At 46.6% G+C, this 19367-nt stretch carries 15 protein-coding genes, 10 tRNA genes and 1 rRNA gene (1 of these 26 running past the window's edge); 24 read left to right on the forward strand and 2 right to left on the reverse strand.

Going from position 1 to position 19367, the window contains the following annotated elements:
- From AB432_RS01650 to rocF, 12 genes are all read left to right on the forward strand, one after another.
- Nucleotides 1–2136, forward strand: a 23S ribosomal RNA gene (locus tag AB432_RS01650); it begins 793 nt to the left of the window's first position.
- Between the two features lie 52 nt (nt 2137–2188).
- A tRNA-Asn gene (locus AB432_RS01655) sits at nt 2189–2264 on the forward strand.
- A gap of 6 nt (nt 2265–2270) precedes the next feature.
- Nucleotides 2271–2346: transfer RNA gene (locus AB432_RS01660), tRNA-Thr, on the forward strand.
- A gap of 19 nt (nt 2347–2365) precedes the next feature.
- A tRNA-Glu gene (locus tag AB432_RS01665) sits at nt 2366–2439 on the forward strand.
- A gap of 86 nt (nt 2440–2525) precedes the next feature.
- Nucleotides 2526–2601, forward strand: a tRNA-Val gene (locus tag AB432_RS01670).
- Between the two features lie 9 nt (nt 2602–2610).
- Nucleotides 2611–2695, forward strand: a tRNA-Tyr gene (locus AB432_RS01675).
- A gap of 21 nt (nt 2696–2716) precedes the next feature.
- Nucleotides 2717–2791, forward strand: a tRNA-Gln gene (locus AB432_RS01680).
- Between the two features lie 6 nt (nt 2792–2797).
- Nucleotides 2798–2873, forward strand: a tRNA-Lys gene (locus AB432_RS01685).
- Nucleotides 2874–2894: 21 nt separating this feature from the next.
- Nucleotides 2895–2971, forward strand: a tRNA-Arg gene (locus AB432_RS01690).
- A gap of 5 nt (nt 2972–2976) precedes the next feature.
- Nucleotides 2977–3053: transfer RNA gene (locus AB432_RS01695), tRNA-Pro, on the forward strand.
- 9 nt (nt 3054–3062) lie between these two features.
- Nucleotides 3063–3136: transfer RNA gene (locus AB432_RS01700), tRNA-Gly, on the forward strand.
- Nucleotides 3137–3306: 170 nt separating this feature from the next.
- The gene (gene rocF / locus AB432_RS01705) at nt 3307–4203 is read left to right on the forward strand and encodes an arginase (RefSeq protein WP_012684013.1); all 897 of its coding nucleotides are present in this window, start codon (nt 3307–3309) and stop codon (nt 4201–4203) included.
- Nucleotides 4204–4296: 93 nt separating this feature from the next.
- On the opposite strand, the gene AB432_RS01710 is transcribed toward rocF, so the two are convergent.
- The gene (locus AB432_RS01710) at nt 4297–4455 is read right to left on the reverse strand and encodes an aspartyl-phosphate phosphatase Spo0E family protein (protein WP_007725277.1); all 159 of its coding nucleotides are present in this window, start codon (nt 4453–4455) and stop codon (nt 4297–4299) included.
- 170 nt (nt 4456–4625) lie between these two features.
- Between AB432_RS01710 and sigW the strand changes: the two genes are divergently transcribed.
- The 9 genes from sigW to AB432_RS01755 all read left to right on the forward strand — a co-directional run bounded on the left by sigW (nt 4626) and on the right by AB432_RS01755 (nt 13817).
- Entirely contained in the window at nt 4626–5189 is a 564-nt protein-coding gene (sigW, locus tag AB432_RS01715) for an RNA polymerase sigma factor SigW (protein ID WP_016742677.1), read from the forward strand.
- A gap of 17 nt (nt 5190–5206) precedes the next feature.
- A complete protein-coding gene (locus AB432_RS01720; RefSeq protein WP_007725281.1) occupies nt 5207–5830 on the forward strand; it encodes a zf-HC2 domain-containing protein in 624 nt (207 codons plus the stop codon).
- A 105-nt stretch (nt 5831–5935) separates the two neighbouring features.
- The gene (cdaA, locus tag AB432_RS01725; protein WP_007725283.1) at nt 5936–6760 is read left to right on the forward strand and encodes a diadenylate cyclase CdaA; all 825 of its coding nucleotides are present in this window, start codon (nt 5936–5938) and stop codon (nt 6758–6760) included.
- Nucleotides 6753–8000, forward strand: a complete 1248-nt coding sequence (locus AB432_RS01730) for a CdaR family protein (RefSeq protein ID WP_048036023.1) — start codon at nt 6753–6755, stop codon at nt 7998–8000. The genes cdaA and AB432_RS01730 overlap by 8 nt, the downstream gene beginning before the upstream one ends.
- 43 nt (nt 8001–8043) lie before the next feature.
- Nucleotides 8044–9390: a phosphoglucosamine mutase gene (gene glmM / locus AB432_RS01735; protein ID WP_048036024.1), complete on the forward strand. Its 1347-nt coding sequence runs from the start codon at nt 8044–8046 to the stop codon at nt 9388–9390.
- Nucleotides 9391–9871: 481 nt separating this feature from the next.
- Nucleotides 9872–11704, forward strand: coding sequence for a glutamine--fructose-6-phosphate transaminase (isomerizing) (gene glmS / locus AB432_RS01740; protein ID WP_048036025.1), 1833 nt, complete (start codon nt 9872–9874; stop codon nt 11702–11704).
- A 263-nt stretch (nt 11705–11967) separates the two neighbouring features.
- Nucleotides 11968–12762, forward strand: coding sequence for a PDDEXK family nuclease (locus AB432_RS01745; protein WP_048036026.1), 795 nt, complete (start codon nt 11968–11970; stop codon nt 12760–12762).
- A gap of 162 nt (nt 12763–12924) precedes the next feature.
- Nucleotides 12925–13149 carry a hypothetical protein gene (locus tag AB432_RS01750; protein ID WP_201265928.1) on the forward strand — a complete coding sequence of 75 codons (225 nt, stop codon included), beginning with the start codon at nt 12925–12927 and terminating at the stop codon, nt 13147–13149.
- On the forward strand, nt 13140–13817 hold the full coding sequence (locus AB432_RS01755; RefSeq protein ID WP_048036027.1) for a hypothetical protein: 678 nt from the start codon (nt 13140–13142) through the stop codon (nt 13815–13817). Before AB432_RS01750 ends, AB432_RS01755 begins: the two co-directional genes overlap by 10 nt.
- Before the next feature lie 169 nt (nt 13818–13986).
- Here AB432_RS01755 and AB432_RS01760 read toward each other — a convergent pair whose 3' ends face one another.
- A complete protein-coding gene (locus AB432_RS01760; protein ID WP_048036028.1) occupies nt 13987–15159 on the reverse strand; it encodes an MFS transporter in 1173 nt (390 codons plus the stop codon).
- A gap of 167 nt (nt 15160–15326) precedes the next feature.
- Between AB432_RS01760 and AB432_RS01765 the strand changes: the two genes are divergently transcribed.
- The 3 genes from AB432_RS01765 to AB432_RS01775 all read left to right on the forward strand — a co-directional run bounded on the left by AB432_RS01765 (nt 15327) and on the right by AB432_RS01775 (nt 19110).
- On the forward strand, nt 15327–15917 hold the full coding sequence (locus tag AB432_RS01765; protein WP_048036029.1) for a TetR/AcrR family transcriptional regulator: 591 nt from the start codon (nt 15327–15329) through the stop codon (nt 15915–15917).
- A gap of 1018 nt (nt 15918–16935) precedes the next feature.
- Entirely contained in the window at nt 16936–17616 is a 681-nt protein-coding gene (locus AB432_RS01770; RefSeq protein WP_053079665.1) for a hypothetical protein, read from the forward strand.
- Between the two features lie 213 nt (nt 17617–17829).
- A complete protein-coding gene (locus tag AB432_RS01775) occupies nt 17830–19110 on the forward strand; it encodes an MFS transporter (protein ID WP_048036031.1) in 1281 nt (426 codons plus the stop codon).
- The last annotated feature ends 257 nt before the right edge of the window (nt 19111–19367 follow it).

Below are 19367 nucleotides of genomic sequence, written 5' to 3' on the forward strand. Positions count from 1 at the left end.
AAAAGTGCGGGGATGAGGTGTGGCTAGCGGTGAAATTCCAATCGAACTCGGAGATAGCTGGTTCTCCCCGAAATAGCTTTAGGGCTAGCCTCGGAATTTAGAGTCTTGGAGGTAGAGCACTGATTGGGCTAGGGGCCCTCATCGGGTTACCGAACTCAGTCAAACTCCGAATGCCAATGACTTATGTCCGGGAGTCAGACGGTGAGTGCTAAGATCCATCGTCAAAAGGGAAACAGCCCAGACCATCAGCTAAGGTCCCCAAGTATACGTTAAGTGGGAAACGATGTGGAGTTGCCCAGACAACCAGGATGTTGGCTTAGAAGCAGCCACCATTTAAAGAGTGCGTAATAGCTCACTGGTCGAGTGACTCTGCGCGGAAAATGTAACGGGGCTAAACGTATCACCGAAGCTATGGCAGTCCTTACGGACTGGGTAGGGGAGCGTTCCAAGCAGCAGTGAAGCCGTACTGGAAAGAGCGGTGGAGCGCTTGGAAGTGAGAATGCCGGTGTAAGTAGCGAAAAGACAAGTGAGAATCTTGTCCACCGAAAGCCTAAGGTTTCCTGGGGAAGGCTCGTCCTCCCAGGGTTAGTCGGGACCTAAGCTGAGGCCGAAAGGCGTAGGCGATGGACAACAGGTTGATATTCCTGTACCACCTCTGTTCCGCTTGAGCAATGGCGTGACGCAGGAGGATAGGGTGAGCGGCCTACTGGATGGCCGTCCAAGCAGTAAGTGTGGTGTGTAGGCAAATCCGCACACCGTTAAGCATGAGCTGTGATGGCGAGGGAAATTTAAGTACCGAAGTCCCTGATTTCACACTGCCAAGAAAAGCGTCTAGCGAGGAACAAGGTGCCCGTACCGCAAACCGACACAGGTAGGCGAGGAGAGAATCCTAAGGTGCGCGGGATAACTCTTGCTAAGGAACTCGGCAAAATGGCCCCGTAACTTCGGGAGAAGGGGCGCCTCGGTAGGGTTAATAGCCCGAGGGGGCCGCAGTGAAAAGGCCCAAGCGACTGTTTAGCAAAAACACAGGTCTCTGCGAAGCCGCAAGGCGAAGTATAGGGGCTGACGCCTGCCCGGTGCTGGAAGGTTAAGGGGATGAGTTAGCGCAAGCGAAGCTTTGAACCGAAGCCCCAGTAAACGGCGGCCGTAACTATAACGGTCCTAAGGTAGCGAAATTCCTTGTCGGGTAAGTTCCGACCCGCACGAAAGGCGTAACGACTTGGGCGCTGTCTCGGCAAGAGACCCGGTGAAATCATAATACCTGTGAAGATGCAGGTTACCCGCGACAAGACGGAAAGACCCCATGGAGCTTTACTGTAGCCTGGTATTGGAACTTTGTGCATCATGTACAGGATAGGTGGGAAGCTGAGAAGCAGGGGCGCCAGCCTCTGTGGAGCTGTCGGTGGGATACCACCCTTGATGTACGGAGTTTCTAACTCGTCGCCCTTATCGGGCGAGAGGACCATGCCAGGTGGGCAGTTTGACTGGGGCGGTCGCCTCCTAAAAGGTAACGGAGGCGCCCAAAGGTTCCCTCAGAATGGTCGGAAATCATTCGTAGAGTGTAAAGGCAGAAGGGAGCTTGACTGCGAGACCTACAAGTCGAGCAGGGACGAAAGTCGGGCTTAGTGATCCGGTGGTTCCGCATGGAAGGGCCATCGCTCAACGGATAAAAGCTACCCTGGGGATAACAGGCTTATCTCCCCCAAGAGTCCACATCGACGGGGAGGTTTGGCACCTCGATGTCGGCTCATCGCATCCTGGGGCTGAAGTAGGTCCCAAGGGTTGGGCTGTTCGCCCATTAAAGCGGTACGCGAGCTGGGTTCAGAACGTCGTGAGACAGTTCGGTCCCTATCTGTCGCGGGCGTAGGAAGTTTGAGGAGAGCTGTCCTTAGTACGAGAGGACCGGGATGGACGCACCGCTGGTGCACCAGTTGTCACGCCAGTGGCACAGCTGGGTAGCTATGTGCGGACGGGATAAGCGCTGAAAGCATCTAAGCGTGAAGCCCCCTCCAAGATGAGACTTCCCACAGCGCAAGCTGGTAAGACCCCTCATAGACGATGAGGTTGATAGGTTCGGTGTGGAAGCGCGGTAACGCGTGGAGCTGACGAATACTAATCGGTCGAGGACTTATCCACACACTCTTAGCAATCATGCGTATTCAGTTTTGAAGGAACAACCCTTCAACGTTCCTCGGTAGCTCAGTTGGTAGAGCAATCGGCTGTTAACCGATCGGTCGGCGGTTCGAGTCCGTCCCGAGGAGCCATATTATGCTCCTGTAGCTCAGTCGGTAGAGCGTTTCCATGGTAAGGAAGAGGTCGCAGGTTCGATTCCTGTCGGGAGCACCAGAAGTATTCTTATGATCTTGGCCCGTTGGTGAAGCGGTTTAACACAGCAGCCTTTCACGCTGTCATACAGGGGTTCGAATCCCCTACGGGTCACTTAAAAACACCTTAACAGTGGTTAAGGTACCTGCAGAGTTATCAGAGTATGCTCCTAAGCATACTCGTCACTTTGTCAGGGATTTGGAGGCTTAGCTCAGCTGGGAGAGCATCTGCCTTACAAGCAGAGGGTCGGCGGTTCGATCCCGTCAGCCTCCACCATAAAAAAATGGGGAGATAGTGAAGTGGCTAAACACGGCAGACTGTAAATCTGCTCCCTCCGGGTTCGGCGGTTCGAATCCGTCTCTCCCCACCATTTTTTTATTTTGCGGGTTGTTGGGGTATAGCCAAGCGGTAAGGCAACGGACTTTGACTCCGTCATTCCTAGGTTCAAATCCTAGTACCCCAGCCATTTTGCGAGCCATTAGCTCAGTTGGTAGAGCATCTGACTTTTAATCAGAGGGTCGAAGGTTCGAGTCCTTCATGGCTCACCAGTTTTTTAAAAATCAAAATATGTGCCCTTAGCTCAGCTGGATAGAGCGTTTGACTACGAATCAAAAGGTCGGGAGTTCGAATCTCTCAGGGCACGCCACTTATCGGGAAGTAGCTCAGCTTGGTAGAGTACTTGGCTTGGGACCAAGGGGTCGCAGGTTCGAATCCTGTCTTCCCGACCATTTTTATATGCGGGTGTAGTTCAATGGTAGAACTCCAGCCTTCCAAGCTGGTCGCGTGGGTTCGATTCCCATCACCCGCTCCATATGCTTTTTAGAAACGAGAAACCGACATGGTTGCTCGTTTTTTTGTGTTTTTGATAAAGCATGTCCGACAGGTTATTTATGCAAAATCATGTCGAGTTGAGTCATTTTACTTTCCGGGGCTACAATATAGGAGTAGAGAATGATGAACGAAGGAAAGGGTGGCACTTTTATGAACAAAAACATGAGCATTGTTGGTGTACCGATGGATCTAGGTGCAGACCGCCGTGGAGTTGATATGGGACCTAGCGCTATCCGTTATGCAGGTGTTGTAGCCCGCCTGGAAAAGATGGGTTTCAACATTGAAGACCGAGGAGATATTTTTGTAACGCGTCCTCATCACTTCACCGAGACGGAAAACCATAAATACCTGGATGAAGTCGTGGAAGCCAATGAGAAGCTTGCCAATGTTGTAAGCGATATCATGACTGCTGGTCGATTCCCGCTTGTATTGGGTGGCGATCACAGCATTGCCCTGGGAACCATAGCAGGTGTGGCTAAGCACGTAAAAAACCTGGGTGTGATCTGGTTTGATGCTCACGGTGATTTGAATACGGGTGCCACTTCTCCATCGGGAAATATTCACGGTATGCCTTTGGCAGCGAGCTTGGGGTATGGACATGAGCGTCTGACGAACATTGGGGGATATACACCAAAGGTGAAGGCAGAAAACGTGGTCATCATCGGTGCGCGTGATCTGGACCAAGGTGAGCGTGAATTGATCAAGCGTATTGGCATGAAGGTTTTCACCATGCATGAAATTGATAAATTGGGTATGGCTCGTGTGATGGATGAAGCAATTGCGCATGTGTCCAAAAATACAGATGGCGTGCATTTGAGCCTCGACTTGGATGGACTTGATCCACACGATGCTCCAGGAGTAGGGACGCCCGTAATAGGTGGTATCTCCTATCGCGAAGGGCATGTCTCATTGGAAATGCTGGCAGATGCAGATATTCTTTGCTCTGCTGAATTCGTAGAGGTCAACCCGATTCTTGACCGAGAAAACATGACAGCTCGCGTTGCAGTCGCTTTGATGAGTTCTGTTTTTGGTGATAAATTACTGTAAACTAAATAAAGAAGATCATGAAAAAAGAGAGGCTTTTGGCCCTCTTTTTTTGTTTTACCGCATCTTTACATTGATGGGGGAAAGCTGTACATTCTAAGGATGGAGTCGAAGTTTATTTAATAGCTGGTCCAGTTGTACGCTTAGCGTAACTAATTCTGGAGTAATGCAGGCTTGTTTTTTGTACTGATCGTTCAGTTCTTTTCGCAGCATTTCAATCTCGAGGAGAACGTCTTTTTTTGACAATCGTTGCACTCTCCTTTCCACCCGTGAGATAAATGAGCTATCATTACTTATATATAGAGGAAAGCCATACGCTTATTCCTCTATTTCCCAACAAATTATCCGCACAAACACAAGATTAAAAATGAAACCATATGCAGTATCATCCGTATATAGGATTACGGTATTGTGGGGAGGATCGCATGGATTTTGTAGAGAAACGGTTGACTCAGCGGGCAAAACGTGGAGACCGTGAAGCTTTTGCGGAGTTAATCGAGATTTATAAAGACAAGATATTTCAGCTCGCATATCGTATGGTGGGAAACCGTCAGGATGCAGAGGACATCGCGCAAGAAACATTTTTGCGTGTCTATGCCAATTTGCATTCATACGATGACAGCTATAAGTTCTCCACGTGGATCTACAGGATCGCGACCAATCTATGTATCGACCGTGGCCGGAAAAAACGACCTGACTTTTCATTGGATGAAGAAACCGAACCAGGGCAAGGCCTGGACTGGTATTCACGCCTGTCTTCTAACGAGCGAACACCGGAGGACAAAGTCGTAACGCAGGAGCTGCAGGAGACGGTGCAAGATGCTTTGTCTCACTTACAGCCCAAATATCGCTCGATTATGATCTTGCGTTATATCGAGGATTTGTCGTTGCAGGAGATCAGCGATATCGTAAAGCTTCCCATAACGACAATCAAGACGCGTATTCACCGAGGAAGGGAAGCATTACGCAGCAAGTTGCGATTGATGTGAGAAAGGAGAAAATCACGATGGAATGCCGGGATATGATCTGCCTCATTCACGAATATCTAGATGGGGACACTGATGAATTAGCCAATCTGCAATTGCAAACACATATAAAGTCTTGTGTGAGTTGTCGTCAGCATATGCATGAGTTGCAGAGAGCCATCGCTTTTGTTCAAAGCGCTTCACATATTCATGTCTCTTCTGATTTTACAGCTCGTGTACTTGCGCAATTGCCTGCGCCGACGAAAGCGAATCTGTTATCAGGATGGCTTCGTAATCACCCGTTTTTGACAGCTGCAGCGGTATTTCTCTTTTTGATGACCGGCAGTGTATTCAACAGTTGGTTTGATCGGGATGACACTCTACAGGTATCCTCTGCTAATTTGGATAAATTAAAAATAGATCGTGAACGCAATGTCGTAGTTGTGCCAGCAGGAACCAATATTGATGGAGACTTGGTTGTCCGCAACGGAAACGTAGATGTTCGAGGTCATGTAACAGGAAATGTTGTGGCTATTGAAGGAAAAGTGTTCGTGGCATCTACCGCCCAAGTCGTGGGAAATACCGAATCAATCGAAGCGATCGTAGATTGGATTTGGTATGAGGTGAAAAATATTGGAAATGACTTGCTTCCGATCTTGCCATAAGAGAAAATAGAGAGTACAGCTATCAGAGCACGGCAGTGGAGCCGTGCTTTTTCCGCAGAAGATAGACTGACTTCATTAGATGGAGCGAGATATGGGGGCTTCGTTATGATATCGATATCCATGGATTATGGGGATTTGCTACGGTATGCAACGGATATTTTACTCGTTACATACGTGTTCTATAAAATCATTATGCTTATTCGCGGGACGCGCGCCGTACAATTGCTGAAGGGGATTATGGTCATCGTCATCACATGGTTCCTCAGTAAATATTTTCAACTGACGGCACTGCACGCGCTGATGAATCAAGCTTTTACATTCGGGGTTTTGGCGGTCGTCATCATCTTCCAGCCGGAGTTGCGTCGAGCACTGGAGCAGCTTGGTCGAGGCAAGCTTTTTTCCCGTTCAAGCAGTACGCAGGATGACGAGGCGGTTAGCCGCTTGGTTCAAGAAGTGGGCAAATCGGTTACGTACATGGCCAAGCGTCGTATTGGTGCATTGATCGTCATTGAGAGAGAGACGGGACTAAATGACTACGTGGAAACGGGTATTGGCATTAACGGGCGAGTCAGCTCGGAGCTGTTGATCAATATTTTTATCCCGAATACACCGTTGCATGACGGTGCAGTCATTATGAGAAAAGACATGATTATGGCTGCTGCCTGTTATCTTCCACTGTCTGAAAACAATTCCATCTCGAAGGAGTTGGGTACGCGCCATCGAGCGGCAATAGGGTTAAGTGAGGTTTCCGATGGCATTGCGATCATCGTATCCGAAGAGACTGGTCAGGTGTCCTTTGCCGCGCATGGAGCAATGAATCGGAATCTGACGGAGGCGCAACTGGCAGAGATGCTGACAGAACAGCTTCAGCCTCTGTCCAAAGGCAAATCCATGGGAAGTCGTTGGCAATGGAGGCGAAAACATGGATAAATGGTTAAACAGTCACTGGTTTGCACGTGCTGTTGCGTTGCTTTTGGCTATCATGACGTGGATGATTGTCAATCTGGAAGCCGAACAAACGACGACCCCTGAGGCAAGTCAGCCAACTTTTATTGATAGTGTCAATTTGCATGTGAAATACGATACTGATCGTTATCAGGTGGTTAAGCAGCAACGAACGGTAAAGGTCGCCTTGGAAAGCAATAATCCTTTTTATCGACACAATTTCTTCCCGGAGGAATCGTGGGAAGTGTATGTCGATGCGACGAACCTGGGCAAAGGAACACATCGTGTACCTGTCCAGTACAAGGGATTCCCGGATGAAGTCAAGGTAGGGATCATCCCGAATATCGTGGAAATCACCTTGGAAGAGAAGAAGACCGTTGAGCGTGAAGTTTCCGTGGAGAAATTGGGACAGGTCGCTCCAGGTTATACGGCAGGAGAGCCTATTGTAAAGCCGTTTAGAGCACTTGTAAGGGTACCTGAAAGCCAAGTGAATAAGGTAGCAGCAGTTAAGGCTTCGGTTGACCTGGAAGGGGCTACTTCCGCAATCAAAACAACGGTTCCGCTCAAAGTCGTGGACAAGTCTGGAAACGTGATTCAAGGGGCGGATGTGGTGCCACTTACGGTAGAAGTCAACATCCCCGTAACGAGTCCGTTTGCCAAAGTGCCAATCAAATTAAACTTGACGAATGAATTGCCGAATGGATATAGTTTGGCTAGTATGGGTATGAATGTGGAAGAGGTCACGGTCTATGGACCGAAGGAAGTCATTGATGGCATCAAATCCAACACATACCCAGGGCCGGAAATCGATCTCGGCAACATTACATCAGATCGCGATATAGAGCTAAAGATACCGTTAATGGATAATATTGTGAAGGTAGAGCCGGAGTATTTGACCGTATCGCTGAAAGTCGTTCAATCAACGACCAAGCGTTTGGACAAGATTCCGATTCGCATTAGCGGGCTATCAGAAAGCATGGAAGCAAAGGTACTATCCACCGATGGCCAGGAGATGTCTACAATCGACTTCGACGTGATCGGCGCACCAGAAGTGCTGAATCAGTTGAGTCATGAAGACTTGCAGGTCGTAGCAGATGTCAGCAATATGCCGGCGGGTGTATACGAAGTACCATTGAATTACATCTTCAATCAGTCGGAGTATATCAAGACTTCTGCGAGTGCACCGAAAAAGGTCACAATTCAAATCACGAACAAGCAAAGGTAGACATAAGCTGTTGTGTGCACAAGGAAGGAAATGAGGGACAATCATGGGGAAGTATTTCGGAACAGACGGTGTACGCGGTGTAGCAAATACACAACTGACACCCGAACTGGCATTTAAAATCGGACGCGTTGGCGGTTACGTTCTTACCAGACACAAGCAGGAAGGGAAACCAAAAGTGGTGATTGGGCGCGATACGCGCATTTCCGGACAAATGCTGGAAAACGCACTTTTGGCTGGGCTGTTATCGGTTGGAGCAGAAGTGGTCAGATTGGGTGTTATCTCCACCTCGGGGGTAGCGTATCTCACACGTGCACTTGGTGCAGATGCGGGTGTTATGATCTCCGCCTCTCACAATCCGTTTCCGGATAACGGAATCAAGTTCTTCGGTAGCAACGGTTTTAAACTGTCCGACGAAGTGGAAGCTGAAGTAGAACAGTATTTGGACGCGACAGAGGATACTATGCCTCGACCAACAGGCGAACAAATCGGGACGGTTCTGGAATTCCTGGAGGGTGGTCAAAAGTACCTCTCTCATTTAAAGAGTACCGTATCTGAGCGATTTGACGGTCTGAAGGTAGTCCTGGACTGTGCAAATGGTGCTGTCTCATCATTGGCAGCTCGTCTGTTTGCGGATGTGGACGCTGAAGTGATCACGATTGGTGCGAATCCGAATGGAATCAACATCAATGACCAATGCGGTTCAACGCATCCTGAACGTCTAGTAGAAGAAGTTTTGAAGCATAAAGCTGACTTGGGTCTATCCTTTGATGGGGACGCGGATCGCTGTATTGCAGTAGATGATAATGGTGAAATCATCGACGGCGACTATATTATGGCGATCTGTGCACGAGCACTTAAGGCAAAAGGAAAGCTCAACAACAATACAGTTGTTACGACCGTAATGGCCAACATGGGCTTCTTCAAAGGGATGGAGGAGTGCTCCATCAATACGACGAAGACTGCTGTAGGGGATCGCTATGTAGTTGAAGAGATGCTGCGCGGAGGTTATAATCTCGGTGGCGAACAGTCCGGTCATATTGTCTTCCTGGACTACAATACGACAGGAGACGGTCTGTTAACGGGTCTGCAGCTCTTGAACATCATCAAGGAGTCTGGCAAGCCGTTGTCCGAGCTCAAACAAGTGATGGTCAAATATCCGCAGCTTTTGATCAATGTCCGTGTAGAGGACAAGTCAAAGCTGAATGGCAATGAAGCTATTGCGCAGGCCATCCGTGACGTGGAAGAAGATTTGGCTGGCAATGGTCGCGTTCTGGTTCGTCCGTCCGGAACAGAGCCAATCGTACGTGTCATGGCAGAAGGCCCAGATGCGTCACAGTTGGAAGGGCTCGTGAATCGGATCGTTGACGTGGTCAAACAAGAACTGGTGTAAAATTAGTGTAAAAAGTTGCAGGGAGCGGTTTCGATGCCGCTCCCTTTTGCATACAACTAAAATACGACGACGAGATGTTGTCGCTCTTCATAATCTGTGGTACAGTGTTCATGTGCGCTAGCACCAAGAAAGAAAAAAATGGGAGGGGTTGTGCAAAAAAGAACAAGCATCGTAAATCAAATGCAGACGATTGAAAAGCGCCAGCACTGAGGCTGCCCGACATGGAGCCCAGTGGACGAGGTGGAGGTTTATCGAAGGATTCGGCGGATACCTCCCGGCAGCAGTATCACTGCCGCAGAGCGCAGGGACAAAACATCAGGGTGATCTGGTGGACAAAACCTTGTGTGTGATACGTTATTTGCCATTGCCGAAATAGATGAAACAGTATGACCATATAAAAACATGGAATGGCGGGGGACTCACCCCCGTACCATTGTTCGGGTGGAAGTCCCTCGCCAAATTGGAAGGGGACCATACACTTATGTGCGGAATCGTTGGATATATTGGAAATAAACAAGCGCAAGATATCGTAATCGGAGGACTTCGCAAGCTGGAGTATCGCGGCTATGATTCAGCAGGGGTTGCTGTCGTGAACGAAAACGGCTTGGAGTACTCAAAAGCTCAGGGACGTCTGGCTGTTCTGGAAGGTCGTTTGGAGTCGAAGCCATTGACTGGTTCTATGGGAATCGGGCATACACGTTGGGCAACACACGGAAAACCGTCTGACGAGAACTCCCACCCACATACAGACGAGAAATCGGCTTTTGCAGTCGTTCACAACGGGATCATCGAAAACTTCCTGCCATTGAAAGAAGAGCTGCTGGCAAAAGGCTACACGTTCACTTCTGAGACAGATACCGAAGTTATTGCTCACTTGCTCGCGGACATGTACGATGGCGATATCGTTTCTACAGCTCGTCGTGCTGTTCAACGCATGCGTGGTGCCTATGCATTGGGAATCATGACGCAGCACGAGCCAGAGAAGCTGGTAGCGATTCGATTGGCTAGCCCGCTGGTAGTTGGTGTGGGTCAAGGCGAGAGCTTTATCGGTTCGGATATCCCGGCTATTTTGGAGCATACACGTGACGTGTACATTTTGAACGAAGGCGAAATGGCTGTGTTGACTCGCGATGGTGTGGAACTGATGAACGCAGAGACCGGCGAGAAAATCGAGCGGGAACTGTTCCATGTCGAGTGGGATTTGGTACAAGCAGAAAAAGGCGGATATGATTCCTTCATGCTCAAGGAAATGCACGAGCAGCCTCAAGCTGTTCGCGATACCATGGGTGCCCGCATTGACGAGGACAATAAGCGAGTGATTTTGCCTGAGCTGAAAATGAGCGATGTGGAATTGGCGGCATACGATCGCATCTACATCGTGGCATGCGGTACTTCCATGCACGCAGGTCTCGTCGGTAAGGATGTTATCGAAAAGTGGACTCGCGTACCTGTAGAGGTAGCAGTCGCTTCCGAGTTCCGTTACCGTGATCCGATCTACACAGACAAGACACTGATGATCGTCATCAGCCAATCTGGTGAGACAGCAGATACGCTGGCTGCGCTGCGTGAGGCGAAGAAGAGCAACGTGAAGGTATTGGCTATCACCAACGTGGTAGGCAGCTCTGTAGCTCGTGAAGCTGACGAAGTGATCTTTACGTGGGCTGGTCCGGAAGTAGCGGTAGCATCTACGAAAGCATACACCTCCCAAGTCGTTGCCCTGTACTTGTTCAGCCTGTATCTGGCTCAAGTAAAAGGCACCATGGCGGCTGCTGAGGTTGCTGAAGTCGTTGAACACCTGAGCGAGATCCCTGGCAAAATCGCTTCCATGCTGAATAACGATGATCAAATTCGTCGCTTTGCGGAGGGCACAAAAGAGGTAAGCAGCCTGTTCTTCATCGGCCGCAGCCTCGACTATGCGGTTTCGCTGGAAGGCTCTCTGAAGCTGAAGGAAATCTCCTACATTCACTCTGAAGCGTATCCAGCTGGTGAGCTGAAGCACGGTACACTTGCGCTGATTGAAGATAATGTTCCAGTTGTAGCTTTGGCTACGCAACCAGACATCTACGAAAAAACGGTAAGCAACATCGTGGAAGTAAAAGCTCGCGGCGCTCATGTACTGGGCTTTGCGACTGAAGGCAACCACGACCTGGCGAAGAGTGTGGATGAGGTCATTTACATGCCAGCCACTCTGCCAATGCTCACACCGATTCTGACCGTCATTCCATTGCAATTACTTGCTTACTACGCTTCTGTCGCTCGCGGCCTTGACGTGGATAAACCACGGAACTTGGCGAAGAGTGTGACGGTTGAGTAGAGTTGAAGGGAATAAGAACATCCTGTTGTGGGTAGTAATATAGTTTGTCACCTTTGGGAAGATACTTTGTCACCCGTTGTAACATATGCTGGCCCAGCCTTGCTGCAGTATCACCTTACTGTAGCAAGGCTTTTTTTGTGTTTAAAAATGAAAGAAATTAGTTATTTTTGTATTAATCGGATAATTTAGGTGTGAGATCATGTGAGAAATCGTATGGAACAAGTCTCGACACTTTTCGGGGCGAATAAACAGGGGGGAGCGTTTTGGATTGGTCAAATCGTAATTGGAGTAAAGAGGACAAGCTCTACGCACCAAAACGTAAAGTTGATAACAAAGGGAGCCACAACAAACCCCATGTAATCGGGTCTATAGCAAGCTACAAAATGAGTAGGGATGTAGCGTACCATTCATTAGCCGAATGCTTATTTTATTACTTTCTAGAACTCGATCAGGCCTCCGTTCGATATTATGACCAACCGATAAACGTCCATAAAGCAATGGTTTCATGTTCCAGATGTACTCGTATTTCGTCAAGGCTCAGTTCTCACTTGTATCAAATTAAGAATTCACCCGATATGGAGACAGAGATTTTTAAATTATGTAATAGTCGATGTGAAAAATTAGCATTCTCTCAAAATTGGAAGTATAGCGTGATTTATCCGAAGACATTACCTGAAGTCGTAGTACGCAATCTTAAATTCTTAAATCCTTACCTTAAGAAAAGAAAAAGTTATTCGCAATGGGTGGATCAAGTTATTAATAATCTATCTTATTTAGAAACTTCATCTGTCTTAGATATAGCTCGAAGCTTCACGGCTAGTGTGGATTTTCGATATATACTTCCAGTTGTATATCACTTAATTGCAACAGGTGTGTTCAATGTCAACTTACAAAAGACAATTACGTTAGGGAATTTTTCTGGTCAGTTACGACAGTTTCTGGGGGAGAGTGATAGCTTTGAAACTGTTCAATTTACGGGACCAGAATATGAAGAAGAAGGTTTAATTGATCAGAAAGTAGACCATGACGATTCTCTTAAGCCCCAAAATTGGATTTGAGTCATACCCTCTTATCTTGTTAAGCTGATATCAGAAGAACAGAGGGGGATTTTTTATGCAACGGAAACGCTATTCAATCGAGTTCAAACAACAACTGGTGCAATAGCACAAGAAGCAGGAAATGCAAGCCAGGTAGCCAGACGGCATGGGATAGACGTCAAAATGCTAAATCGTTGGATTCGTGATTCCAAACACGTAGATTGGCAAAACACTTCTGCCGAAGCCAAAGCTGTAACGAGCTATACACCAAGCCCAGGAGAGTTTCGTGAACTTGAAACCGAGAATGATAAATTGAAGAAATTACTTGGAGAAAAGGATTGGGAAATCGCGATCCTTCGTGATTTTGTAAAAAAGGTGAACCCAGCTTATCAGACAAAATGGAAATAGCCGACAAGTGGATACAGCTGGGGTACACAGCCAAAATGGTGCTACGTATTGTCGGCATTTTTGAAGCAACCTACTACTACCGTAAAAACAAAGCCTCCCAAAAACCACGGAGGGCGGCCTATACCCGGTTATTCCTTGTCCATGGACGGACAACCTTAACGATATGGTTTATTTTATTTACTTTTGTTTTTTCTCTCCCGAATGATGGGTTTGCATGTTCTTGTGACTTTCCTGATACTGCGCAAGATAGTGTTAAGTTATCAGATTATGCGTTTGTTGGTAAGGTTATTAGTATTCAGCAAGAGCGAACGACAGATGCTTTTCATACAAACATCCAGTTTAAAGTGCAAGATGCTTTAAAAAATGTTGATACAGAGGTTCTGACCCTAAAAGATGATCTTGGTTCCTGTGGCATTCAATTTAAAGAGGGATCAACTTATATTGTTTATGCTAACTATGGAACCGACAATGAACAAACTAAGGAATATCTAAAAGCCAGTTATTGTTTGGGAACGACTAACATATATACAGCGATCGATGATCTTTACGAATTAAAAGCGTGGGAATCATTATCAAAATTAATATCTACGATCATCTTGATAGTCTTTGTAATTCTATTGATAATTGTTGGTGTTAAACAGAGGAATGAAAAAAGAAAACTGGTGTAGATCGAAACGTGTTACTGCACTAACGGGGATCGATAATTGAACAACAACAGCGGCAGTCTAAGACTTTATTTATCAAGTCTTGTTCTGTCGCTGCATTATTTATTGGACCCAGTCTAAAACTTTATTTTCACAGAACACCTTTATCAAATATTCCATGGTTAGCATATTCTTAATCCGCTGATTGAACCACCGAATGCCGTGATGCCATATTAGACAATACAAACACGGTAATGATGGCGATGAGTACGCCGAGTACCCCGAACCAGGTAATGGATGCCAAAGAAATATGGTTAACGATCAGCCCGCCGATTCCTGCGCCGACAGCCATGGCAAGCTGCATCATGGAACTGTTCAAGCTCAGCATGACGCCCGAGGATTCAGGAACAAGCGAAACCAGGTTAAATTGCTGCGCGGGAGCGGATGACCAAGCGGAAAAAGACCAGAGGATCAAAATGGCGAATACAGCAATAACCGACTGTCCGACTAAGGATAGCAAAATTAACGAAATGACGTGAAGCACCATCCCTGATACGAGCGTGTATTTGATGCCCCGTTTATCCGCGCTGTAGCCGCCGACTTTCGAGCCAATCAAACTGGCAATGCCGAACACGAACAGAGCGGCGCTAATCAATGAATCATTTAAATGAGTCACCTCTAGCAGAAAAGGGGAGATGTAGGTATAGGCGAGGGAATATCCTCCCAACCAGAAAAAAGTAATTGCTAAAGCAACCAAAACCTGAGGTTTTTTTAACAAAGCAAATTGATTGATCAAAGGAACAGGCTTGTCTCCCTGCATACGTGGAAGAACAGCAGCAATGACAAGCATAGCGATGACCCCGACAATTGCGATGGCCAGAAATACCGCTTTCCAGCCAAAAGCCGAGGCTACCATTCTGCCGAGCGGGACGCCGATGATGAGCGATGCGGTAATGCCCATGGTGACGTTGGCGATGGCGCTGGCCTGCTTACCTGGCGGAGCGATTTTTGCGGCGATGCTGAGCGCGTTAACTGTGACCACCCCGGCACCTAATGCAGTAACGATTCTCGCGGCAATGAAGAAACCGAAGCCGGACAATATAAATGTGAGCAGATTTGCGGCAATAAAGAGGCCAAGCGAATAAAGTAGGAGCTTGCGCCGGTCTATTTTGGCCGTCAGCGCCATCAAAATAGGCGTGCCGACCGCATAGGCCAGGGAATAAACCGTAATGAGCTGGCCTGCTGCCGCAACGCTTGTTCCCAACGTCTCTGCGATTCGGTCTAATATCCCGGAAATGATGTAATTGGATGTTCCAACTAAAAAGCTGATCAAGGCTAGAACGTAAACTTTCCATGTGCTCTTCATAATTCACTCTCCTGTTTTGTTTCAATACAACATTAGTTGCTTGAACAACATGTGTTGTATTTGTATGCTATAATAGCAACCGAATGGTACGCAATCATCAATAACCATAAACCGTTGTATAGACGACACCATTTCTATAATGTCGTTTTACTGGGGAGATCTTAACCATGACAATTAAAAAGAATGAAGCTGATCCTCGTGTGATACGTACACGGCGACTCCTTCAAGACGCTTTTGCTTCATTAATTCAAGAAAAAGACTTTGAATCGATAACCGTTAGGGATATTGCAGAGAGGGCTACTGTTAACAGGGCGACTTTTTATGCGCACTTTGTAGACAAATTTGAAATTCTTGAGGCCAGACTAATGGAATCATTTATGACAATCATAAATCGTAGAATAAGCGGTCACGAAGAATTAAATGAAGAAACAATTCAGAGTATTTTTCTGGGGGTATGCGAATTTCACGAGGGTTTAAGCACTATGTGCAAAAGAAGAAATACATCGCTTGTACCTGTATTCGAAATTCAAGTAAAGGAAAAAATTCAAGCGATACTTCTTTCCTTTATAGACAAAGACAAGAGGCTAGCGACTCCAAACGCGCAATTCTTAATAAATACTGCTTCTATCATGTTAAGTTGGGGGATTTATGGGGCGGCTTACGTTTGGAACAATGAGGGGCGTCTAATAAGTGCGGAATCATTCGTTAAACAGACTATGCCCTTAGTGATGAACGGAGCCAAAGAACTATTGGAATAGGACCTGTCGTTATTGCTCTGCCCTTCCCGTTCAGATGAAACGATTAACTTGAATCACCGGTTGTTGTGTAACATAATGAATCATTCCGCTATCTTTGTATGCTGTACGATGGCCTGGCCCAAATCTCATGATCATCCTTCCCGGTATCGTTAGTGAAATACCCAGAGAGCAGGATGCTACCGCAGCTGCTCCTTGTTTTATTGAAATAACGGGCAAGATATTTTAAGAAATATGGTATCCGATACTGTAAACGAACCCGATTAGGAGGATCGTAATGAGATTTTTTGAACAACGTCTAGAAAATAGTATTCTTTCTTCTAAAGAACTGTTAACCAGTAATGATCTCGAGGAAGTCATGCATTTTTATAAGAGACGCCGTATTTGATGAATTGATTTGGGAGAAATTCATGCAATGGGGTAAATCATACTCTGTTCAAGATAAGTGCTAACTAAGAACTAACGGGTACGATAGCTTACCAAAACAACAGAGGCTTCTGGAGGTGATCCGGAAGCCTCGTTAAGCTAATGGGCAGGATGACGTAGGGTTGCCGAGGACGATGGGGATGAAGAGAGGGAGGGTATACCTGACAGGTTCCTTTATGCTCGTAACGGCTCACTGTCCGTCCTATTTGAGATGAAGCGTGGTGGAGGGAAGTTGTACCGTCCACAATTGGAGGCTCATAAGAGGAGATTTCTGGGGGTTTATTCGGGGGGGGGGTAAGAGAGGAGCTTGTCACTTGGAAATCTGTTGTAGGTTTGTTTACCAAGCAGAGAAAGAAGTATGATGATGTACATCGGAACGCTTTGTTGCTGGACTCTTTTTTATAGTTCTGCAAGATACATATGGTGGGTGAGAATACAAGTGAGGTTCCTTATGACAGGCATCTTGCACTTTTTAGCGGAAGGGCCTTTGAGGTAGTAAGTACCTTAAACAAATATGCATTGTCTCTAATGAATGGGGTAACCCCGTATGTTTCTTTTGCTCTCGAGTATAAGTATCCTGCAAACGTACGGAGAAATGGATGAGTATAGTGATCTGGATTTAATAATCGTCTACAATTATGCTTTTCGAAATGAGATCATGGAACAACGCTTCCGAATTGCCGAAAGACTCGGTAATTTACTTTCTGCATTCACAGGCGAGCATGTCGGGGAACCGAGATTGCTTATTTGTTTATATGGCCCAGCCCCTCTTCATGTCGACCTTAAATTTGTACAACTGGAAGAGCTCGAATCCCGAGTCGAGAACCCACTGATTCTTTGGGAGAGAGGTTCTGGTATTGCAACGATACTCAGTAAAACAAGTCCATCTCTCCCTTTCCCTCAGCCTCAATGGATCGAAGATCGCTTCTGGGTATGGGTGCATTACTGCGCTACAAAATTAGGGAGAGGTGAATTATTCGAATTAATCGATACGCTAACTTTTATGCGCAATGTAGTGTTAGGGCCGTTGGTACTCATTCGCAACGGTCATTCCCCGAGAGGGGTTCGAAAGCTCGAGAAATACGCTCTCAAGGAACTGGAGGAATTAAAATGTACGATTCCCATCCACAGCTTTGAAAGTTGCTACCACGCGCTAAAAAATACGATCAAGATGTACCAACGTCTACGCCAAGGTTCGGAAATTGTACCTAGGAAGGAAGCAGAACGCGTCTCAATCGAGTTTCTTGACGGTATATATTCAGGACAATCCCAATAGCAACTTGTTAAACAAAAGGGAACGATAGTTCAATAACAATGTGGAAAGGCAGTCGAAATTAATAGGCTGCCTTTTCGACGCTAACGGTAGGGTATGTATGGCATTATAAACGAAAAAAGCAGACATAGGTCTTCACAATGAAAGCGCAAGATCTTGAAACGTCATTTCCCCTATACTTAAAATGCAAATTTGAACGGCAATGGGGGAACGAACATGAGTAACAAGGTGGAAGGATTGTTAACTAACACAGATTTTCGCAGGCTCTGGATTGGGCAAACTGCATCACAGTTTGGGACTCAGGTTGCATTATTAGGAATGCCATTAGTGGCAGCTCTCTATTTAGGGGCCAGTCCCATGCAAATGGGGTTGCTTGGTTTTGTCGAGTATGCGCCATTTATCCTTTTCGGTTTGCTTGCTGGTGTATGGATAGACAGATTTCCCCGGCGACCAATTCTTGTCGCCGCTAACTTTTTCAGGGGTGCATTACTGCTCATTGTGCCGCTGACAGCCTTAACTGGATTCCTGAATATGACAGTTCTATATTTGGTAGCCTTCATAGTGGGGATCTGTACTGTCTTTTTTGATGTTGCCTATACATCCTTTTTGCCTTCCATTGTGAGCAAGGAGCAGCTTGTTGATGGGAATAGCAAACTAGAGACAAGTAAATCTACCGCACAAATTGCTGGGCCGGGTTTATCAGGTGGACTGGAACAGTTAATCACCGCTCCTTTTGCAATCTTGTTCACGGCGGTATCCTTTTTTGTATCCGCTGTATACATAGCCCGGATTCGCAAGTTGGAGACAGTCGTGACAGATGCGAAAAAACAAAAAAATATGTGGCTGGAAATTAAAGAAGGGCTGCATACAGTTTACACAAAACCATTGCTGTGGGGAGTGGTGCGCTGCTCAACAGTCTTTAACCTTTCCTGGAATGTTATTTTTAGTGTTTATGTTCTATATGCATCGCAAGAACTCAAAATCAGTGCGAGCATTCTTGGCATCATTTATGGAACGCTAGGAGTAGGGTACCTATTTGGCTCTCTGCTTGCCCAAAGGGCTGTACGTCGTTTTGGAGTAGGTCCAACAATTGTAGGTTCCGCTACGATCGCAGCAAGTGGCGGTTTGCTTGCTCCATTAGCAGTAGGATCAGAATTAAGTATGGCGTTGATTATGATGCTCGGACAGCTTCTTTTCGGAATGGGTGTCTCCATGTTTAGCATTAGTACCATCAGTTTACGTCAAGTAATTGTACCCGATGCCCTGCAAGGTCGCGTGAATGCTACGTTTCGATTTATCTCGTGGGGTTCTTTACCGCTTGGTTCGTTAATGGGAGGGATGATCGGGGGGGCAATGGGTTTACGGTTCGCTTTATTTGCGGGTGGCATTGGATTGTTAGCTTCGGCTTGTACATTATTGTTCACCCCATTTTTACAACTACGTGTGAAATCATTTCATGAATTAACATTGGAAAAAGATGTGTTTATAAAGAGCTAAGGAGTGCCTTAAGAAGCATTAAACTAACAGGTTCGATAGCATAATATAGCAGCGGTGAGTCTAAGACTTTATTTTCTGGTCTTAGGTCACCGCTGATTCATTTATTGGGTTCAGTCCCCTTCGGCGTGCAGCTCTTTTGGTTTATATAGATCCGTTTAGCTTGACCTTCTCCCGAGTGGTCCATAGTATCTCTGTTATGTCCCAAAAAGAATCCCACAATTATTAAAGCCGGTAATCCTTAGCGTACAAGATACCGG

It is taken from the genome of Brevibacillus brevis, from assembly GCF_001039275.2.
GTDB classification, from domain to species: domain Bacteria; phylum Bacillota; class Bacilli; order Brevibacillales; family Brevibacillaceae; genus Brevibacillus; species Brevibacillus brevis_C.